The sequence below is a fragment of the Pseudomonas fluorescens genome (assembly GCF_018614655.1).
Lineage (GTDB): Bacteria > Pseudomonadota > Gammaproteobacteria > Pseudomonadales > Pseudomonadaceae > Aquipseudomonas > Aquipseudomonas fluorescens_BX.
This window is the reverse complement of sequence record NZ_JAGGOG010000028.1, coordinates 51043-58437: the sequence shown is the minus strand read 5'-3', so window position 1 is coordinate 58437 and position 7395 is coordinate 51043. Positions and strand designations below refer to the sequence as shown.

The following is a 7395-nucleotide window of genomic DNA, read 5'->3' as shown; positions in this document are numbered from 1 at the left end:
AGAAGCGTTTTGGTGATCAACTGCCCACCACGCCAGTTCAATGGCTCAGCGACAACGGCTCGGCGTACACCGCCGAACAGATACGCCTGTTTGCTCGACAGATCGGCTTGCAGCCGGTGACTACCCCGGTGCGCAGCCCGCAGAGCCGCGGCATGGCCGAGAGTTTTGTGAAGACGATCAAGCGTGATGACGTGGCGCACATGCCCATGCTGGATCGAGAACGGGCGCTACGTAACCTGGCCATTGCCTTCGAGCATTACAATGAGCAGCTTCCGCATAGCGCCTTGAACTATCGTTCACCGGTGGAGATCAGGCGCTTGGCAGTGGTATCAATTTAACGGGGAGTTGGTGTCCGGTTTTGAAGGGACAAGTCCACTGTCTTTCGTGGGCTCGTTCATCTATCTTGCTAGACCCACCCCGCCTGTTTCATCCCGCTATGCCCCGCAATCCCCAGGAAAGAATTAGGCCATAGCTCCTGCTAAACTAGGGAAATAAGAACCTCCCACGTAGTCGGTACACTGCGCCGCATATTTTTTGAGTCTTGCCATGAACCTCACTGACGCCACGCTTGTGCTGCTGCTCGCGGCACGTATCCATGGAACCGACGAAGCCGTCAGGGCTTCGGCGAAGAGCGTGGTCAAGAAGTTGCCGCGCAGTAAGCGTGATCTGATCTACAAGGTGATCGACAGCCAAAGCCCACTCGAACTGGTTGGCTTTCTAGCGGAACACCTGGACGACTGAGCCAGCGGTATCTTGTCGGATAGTCACGCTCCCCAAATGGCCCTCAGTCGGTAGAGTCGATCGGGGATGGATGTCCGTTGCGACAGATTGAAGTTGTCCACGAAAAACGTGTGTAGATCTGTGGATAAAACTCTACATGCCGCGCAGTAGGCTGGTTGTAACGGATTGATTACTAACTGAACAGAACTGCTCGTCGTAACCGGATGGCGTATGATCTACACATCGAAGAGCGCTTCCTTGGGCATGTGATCAGCTGTGGCAACGTGCCGCTCCAGGAGGTCTTTGGCATGAGGCAAAAAAAGCCCAACGTGCGTCGGGCCCAGTGAAGCCTCTGTAACAGTGAGTCTCTGCATAGTGGAGGTTAAACCTCACCGTTCATGCAGGGTGAGCATCGAAGATCGCTGGCTTCAATTGCTGCTCCACATTACGCAAGTACTTTGAGGCGCTTCGGGCATGACCACTGGCGCGAAAGATCGCGCGTTTGTCTGCCTTGAGCAGACTGAGCCAGGAATCGATGTAGCTCTCGTGCCGTAACTGGGGTTTGGGGAGCAGTGGAACCAAAAACCAACGTAAGCCCTACCACCTCCGCTCAGAGCCCTCTTCCCAGGCATCCGCCTCGATAAAACAATTGCGCATCTCGGCCTCTTGACTGATCTCGGTCAGGAGGACCGGCGAAGCAGAAAGTGCACTCAAGCTTGGACAACCTGGTTTCGCGACCTGACCACAGACTTACCTGACCGGGTCTTTCACCGAACCGCCGATAGCCGGCAGACCTAAGCTAGAAATATTCCGTAAAGATTTTCGACAACTGCCTACAGCGCGACTGAAACCCTTGCAATAGGATGTCCGACTGACTAAAAAGGAGTGTCACGTATGGCTAACCACGGTTACATGACCATCACCGGCAAGGCTCAAGGACTGATTTCGGCGGGTTGTTCAACCCAAGATTCTATTGGCAACAAGTGTCAGACAGGGCATGCGGACGAAATCATGGTGCTGTCTTGCAGCCATAATATGGCCAATGTCGGAAATATTAATAAACCAACACATCATCCAATTATCATAACCTAAAAACGTTGATAAGTCCTCTCCGCTTCTGGCTCAAGCGCTCTCATCTAGAGAAGAAATAAACTGTACCATCAGTTTTTATCGCGTTTCTTCTTTTGGCCTGCAGGAAAAATTCTATTCTATCTCGATCAATGGTGGAATTATTGCTGACCTGACACTTGAAATGCCCCACGCTATTGTGCAGAACGACGCCGAACCGCAAGAGCATGTTGCCATCCGTTACCGAGATATCACGTGGACCCACCACTCTGCTGGCACCAGCGGATATAGTACGTGGGGAAATAACGAATGAAACCAACAAACGAAAGTTGCATGCCTGGTAGCTGTGACTACTGGATGGTCAGTGCCACGGCTGGAAAACTTGGAAGCCAAGCCAGCACATTGGGTGTTAGGGAGACGCTGAACAATTAACCCTTTCTCGCCGTCCTCCATTTTCAAGCCGTTTTTTTCAACCCATCGGCCTTATTCTGCGTTTCTGGGGCCGATTTCTGCCCTCATTTTGCTGATTTGCGGGCCAGCCTCGCCTTTCAGACGGATTTATCCCGCCGCCCGTTGCAAATACCGCTTGGCCAGCATCAGATTGGCCAACCCAAACAGACTGAACAACTGCGCCGTATTCTTTTCCAGTCCACGGTAGCGAACCTTTCGATGATTGACACGCACCTTGATCACCTGGAAGGGATGCTCGACCTTGGCACGCAGTTGCGCCTTGGCGTATTCGATCTTGCGCTTGACCCGGAACAGCAAGCTGCCTTTGCCGTGGTGCTGGTAACTGCTCGGCCGTGCTGCAATCGACCAGATAACGTCTCGTTCAGCATGCTCCAGTCGCTTGGCCGCACCGGTGTATCCAGCGTCACCCGAAACATAGGTTTCGGCACCGTGCAGCAACTGGTCGACCTGGGTGATATCCGCCACGTTGGCGGCCGTCCCTACCAAGCTGTGTACCAGCCCCGACGTGGCGTCGACACCAATGTGGGCCTTCATCCCGAAGTGCCACTGATTGCCTTTTTTAGCCTGATGCATCTCAGGATCGCGCTTGCCTTCTCGGTTCTTGACTGAGGGCGGCGCGGCGATCAGGGTGGCATCGACGATGGTGCCTTCCTTGAGCAGCAGACCCTGGCTGGCCAGATGCTGGTTAATCGTTGCAAACAGCACTCGCGTCAGCTGATGGGTTTCCAGCAAACGGCGAAATCGCAGCAAGGTGGTGGCATCCGGTGCCGACTCACGGCCCAGGTCGATGCCGATAAAACCACGAATGGCCTGGCTGTCGTAGACGGCATCTTCGGTACCTTCATCGGAGAAACCGAAACACTGCTGCACGACATACATGCGCAGCATGCGCGACAACCCAATTGCAGGGCGCCCGCGCTTGCCTGTGGTGTCGCTATAGAACGGAACCACTTGCGCCTCCAGTTGTGCCCAGGGCACCAGCTGTTCGAGGTCAGCCAAGAAGCGATCGCGACGAGTCTGCTTTTTCTTGCCGGTGTATTCGAGTTCGGAGAAGGACTTCTGCACGTGCGTAACAAGGCTCACGGAGAGGGGGCTGGTTGGGTGCTCAGTGTGCCAAGGGTGGGGACGGTTGGCTATTTTTGCAGCGTCTCCTTAGATACATCAAAGACGGCACGCTGCGTTTACAATTCAACCGCGAAGTCGCTTATTATGCCAAAAGCATTGTTAATGATGTCTCGCAGGGCAAAAAAAGCCCTGAGCAGGGCCTACAGGACCTCAAAAATGAACAGAGCAGTCTGCTGAGCCAGTCATTTGAGATTGCTCAAAAAGGCGTGGGAGCAATAGCCGGGGCATTTCAAATTGCAACAGGGGCCGGAATCTGCTACGGCTCAGCCGGTACGCTGTGCCTATTCGCAGGTGCCCCCATGATGGCCCATGGCGCTAACAATCTCTATGAGAACGGACGTAACCTCTTAGAAAATCGCTCTGACACCCAAGGCCCCGTCAGGAAGGTTTATCAGGAGGACGCTAAACTACTCGGAGGCGGTGCACTTGAAGGGAATATGGCTTATGGTACTGTTGACTTAGGACTTTCTGCCTATGGCGTCGGGAGAATGGTATTAAAGCCAGATGCTTGGCGTCTATATAGATATATAAATACTGATTATATAAGGTCGTATAAGGTAATGGGCAGTAGTGCGCTTATATTTGAAGGGGTTGGCGATAGCGTGACAGGTAGATCAATGTACCTGGAGTACAAGGGCAATGACAAATAATATTATAGTTTCAATTGCATATCTAGTACTGTCTTTGACAGTGCTATCTTCTTTGTATTTCTTGTCAAGATTTTTTTCTGGTGCAAAATTCAAGTGGAGATGGTTTTTTATATGTTTATTTCTAACTATTTTTTTGGATCATTTCATATGAGTACCGTGAAATACGGATATGATATTATTTTCCCTGCACTAAAACCTATCCTTCAAGGTAATGATGCAGTTGGTTGGATAGCATTTGTAAGTATTTTCCTCCACACATGCTGTGTTCCCACCCAATATGAGCCGAGACGCTGGTTTTCACGAAAGTAAACTCACATCTAATCAGTCCCGCCCAGGATGCCCCACCCTCATTAATAAAGGGCATGACTGCCCCTCACTGCGCACCTAAATATCGTCGTCCGGATTACGCAGTGGCCGCAGCTCACCTCGGGCGACCTCTTCCGGTACCGCGAAGGAGTACCGTCCCAGCATATTGATGTGCTCGAAGATCAGCGGCGACAACCGAGCCAGATCTTCGTCTAGCACCGGGTAGCCGTGCTGCTTTAGCCGTTCCACGGCCGCCGTCATGTAAGAGGGTGTTCCACAGCACGATGATGTTCACCACCAGGCCCCAGGCACCGAGTTGATCCTCCTGACGTTCGCGGTAGCGCTGACGAAGCTCGCCGCGTTTGCCATGGAACACGGCTCGGGCCAGGCTGTGCCGGCCTTCGCCGCGATTCAGCTGAGTCAGGGTGGCGCGGCGCTTGGACTCATCATCGATGTAGGTCAACGTGTGCAACGTTTTCTCGATCCGTCCGAACTCAGCTAGCGCTTGGGCCAGACGGGTCGGGCGATCCCCCGTTTGCAACGTGCGCATGATGCCGGGCGCTGGCACCCGACCGAGTTTTAGCGAACCCGCCAGACGCAGTAAGTCGTCCCAGTGCTCAGCGATTAGGTCGAGTTTGACCGATTGGCGGGCAAGTCCATTGAGCTTGCCGTAATTCGCTTCTGGGCGCGTGCGCCAAAAACGGGTACCGCCGACGTCGGCTAGGCGCGGGCAGAAGTGATAGCCGAGCAGACGGAACAGCCCGAACACCACATCGCTGTAGGCGCCTGTATCGGTCATGATTTGTGTTGGCTGCAACTCGGTCTGTTGCTCCAGCACGACCGCTAGCAATACCAGGCTGTCGCGCAGAGTACCGGGCAGTGATGGCGTTCAAACCGGAGAACTGATCGGAAATCAGGTTGTACCAGGTGACGCCCCGTCCGGTACCGAAATACTTCGGATTGGGACCGGCATGTACGGTGCGCACCGGCACGACAAAACGCATGCCATCGGCGGAGGCCACTTCGCCGCCGCCCCAGACCTGAGCCAGTTCCAGTTGGCTCTGCGCAGCCACCAGAATGGCGTTAGTTGCTGACAAGGTGTCGTCACGGAGATAGTTCTGGCTCACCCAGGACAGCCGGTCACGGCGCAGCGCTGGGTTGAAGTTGCGGATCAATGGCTCCAGACCGGTGTTGCAGGTCCCTCCCAGGGGCACTGCGCACAAGCTAGTCACCAGGTTCTCAGTCCGTGCATTGCGTTCGGACACATGGGTGAAGGCTTCAGCGAAACCGGTACGGGCGGCGATTTCCAATAGGATTTCCGGTAGATCGACACGCGGCATCAAGTCGGCCACGGCTGCACGCAGTTGCAACAGCGAGTTCGGCTCCTCCAGCTTGTCCAGCGCCCCGAGGGACAGCTCGGTTTTGCCCTCTGTGTTCTCGCTCAACTGGATCGCAGGATTGTCGGGCAGGCGACGAGCGGCGACTGCCAGCCAAGTTGCATCCAGCTCGGCAGACAAAGCGTCCAACGTGGTTTTGGCGTCGATGGTCAAGCCCAGTGAGCGACAGATGATCGGTCGTGCTGACAGCCATTCAGCCCCATTGAGCAGACCGATACGCGGGTCGGCATAACGCCAACTGGGTGAAAAAAACTCGCGGCGGCGTAGGGCGGTGCGCAGCGCATCGAGCGTGCAAAATACATAGGCACCCATGTCGAGGGAGCCATCTTCGCGGGTAATGTGCCTCTGCCAAGCCTTGGCCACGATCTCCTGCGGCGCGTCGTCCTCCGGCTTCCTACGAGGCAGGTTCAGTTGCAACCAGCCCAGACTAGCCGCTACTCCCTTGCCTGCCGGGCTGAAGCCGAAGCGAATATGTTTCAACAGGTCGGGAAGGAAACGGCGCACGCTGCGGTAGCGATCCTCCAGAGCGAGGTAAAAACACATCGTTGGCCGGTCGAATCAAGGTGTTGACCTCCTCCAGAGCTTTCTCCAGCGTGACACGAGGCAGGTCGTTGAACAGCCGGGCACGGAGGTTGTCATCGCTGATTGAGCTATCCTGCACAACCTTGCACGCCGCGGCGAGTGTTGCCGCCGAGCGATCCAGGTCTTTTAGACTACGCAACCGAGCCTTCTTGTCAGCCTTCTCCGCGTTGTTGAAGATATCGTGCAGCAGCGCCTCCAGAACTTCCAGGACATCGTCGTGCGCACTGGCTTCCAGGGAAACTGCGAACGCCACCAGGTAGTCGATTAATGGCCGTGACCTTGGCGGTGTTGGCAAAGCGGGCCAGGGCTGCAATGCGGCTGGATGGGATATGTGCCGCTGGCGGCAAGGCAATACCCAGCCCGCGCACATCATCTAGCCGACGCAGCGCCCGAACCAGTGCGGGTCCACTGACCATCACCGGGCCGGAGCGTAGTTGATCCAGTCGGGAACTGCGGTGCCTTCGGCCACCAGAAGCAAGTCTTGTAGGTCTGTCTCTGTTACTCGGTCACGCTGCGCCCTAAGGTGTACCAGAGGCGTTCTTCAACTCGGCTGCGCAGTTGGGCAATGAAGCGCTCTAACTGGGAAACACCAGGTAATAGGACTTTCTTTGTGAACAGCCACGAGGTGGCTCGTTCAAACAGCACCCCACGCCGATCAGTGCCAGTCCAGCAGAGGGCCTACAGCCATCGGCTCAAACGAAAGCCAATGCCAAGGTCAGTAAAGTGGCGATATCCGTAGCGCTCTTGAATATCGGCCGCATGTATCCAGCGACGATGATCGCTATACCGCACCGCGCGAGACAGTCACGGTCGGCGATTGCCAATTGCCGACAAAGCACATGCAGGACTTCCACCGGCACAGCTGCGGGCTTGTTCGGCAAAACGCCCACGAAGCGGACGGTAGTCAGCAGAACGGCATAGCCCAGACGGTTATGGTTACCCCGTAGTACCTGAACGGCTTCACGGTCTTCATCGCTCAGGTGAAAGTAGCGCTCCAATTCATCACGGCTGGGCGCATCGATGTAGCGACCAAAGCCGTCGCGTTGCTCCTGGGTCAGAAAGCCAACCGGCATCGA

4 protein-coding genes and 3 pseudogenes are annotated in these 7395 nt (G+C 55.3%); 4 read left to right on the top strand and 3 right to left on the bottom strand.

From position 1 onward, the window contains the following. Together J7E41_RS25445 and J7E41_RS25440 are read left to right on the top strand one after the other, a co-directional pair. The coding region (locus tag J7E41_RS25445; protein ID WP_214997034.1) for an integrase core domain-containing protein at positions 1 to 338 on the top strand (338 nt) is incomplete at its 5' end. A gap of 208 nt (positions 339 to 546) precedes the next feature. After that, a complete protein-coding gene (locus J7E41_RS25440) occupies positions 547 to 741 on the top strand; it encodes a DUF7740 domain-containing protein (RefSeq protein ID WP_214997033.1) in 195 nt (64 codons plus the stop codon). A gap of 361 nt (positions 742 to 1102) precedes the next feature. Here the strand turns inward: J7E41_RS25440 and J7E41_RS25435 are convergent. Next, positions 1103 to 1278 (bottom strand): annotated as a pseudogene (locus tag J7E41_RS25435) (zincin-like metallopeptidase domain-containing protein); the annotation flags it as partial. A gap of 336 nt (positions 1279 to 1614) precedes the next feature. Between J7E41_RS25435 and J7E41_RS25430 the strand changes: the two are divergent. Continuing rightward, positions 1615 to 2101 (top strand): annotated as a pseudogene (locus tag J7E41_RS25430) (Hcp family type VI secretion system effector). A 245-nt stretch (positions 2102 to 2346) separates the two neighbouring features. Here J7E41_RS25430 and J7E41_RS25425 read toward each other — a convergent pair. Further along, entirely contained in the window at positions 2347 to 3324 is a 978-nt protein-coding gene (locus J7E41_RS25425) for an IS5 family transposase (protein WP_214997036.1), read from the bottom strand. 74 nt (positions 3325 to 3398) lie between these two features. On the opposite strand from J7E41_RS25425, the gene J7E41_RS25420 reads away from it, so the two are divergent. Next, on the top strand, positions 3399 to 4034 hold the full coding sequence (locus J7E41_RS25420) for a DUF4225 domain-containing protein (protein WP_251029678.1): 636 nt from the start codon (positions 3399 to 3401) through the stop codon (positions 4032 to 4034). 384 nt (positions 4035 to 4418) lie between these two features. Here the strand turns inward: J7E41_RS25420 and J7E41_RS25415 are convergent. Further along, positions 4419 to 7392 (bottom strand): annotated as a pseudogene (locus J7E41_RS25415) (Tn3 family transposase). Between the last annotated feature and the right edge of the window lie 3 nt (positions 7393 to 7395).

What these genes read in the sequence shown, in the direction of transcription:
- J7E41_RS25440 (WP_214997033.1), top strand. Translation starts at nt 547, where the DNA reads ATGAACCTCACTGACGCCACGCTTGTGCTGCTGCTCGCGGCACGTATC.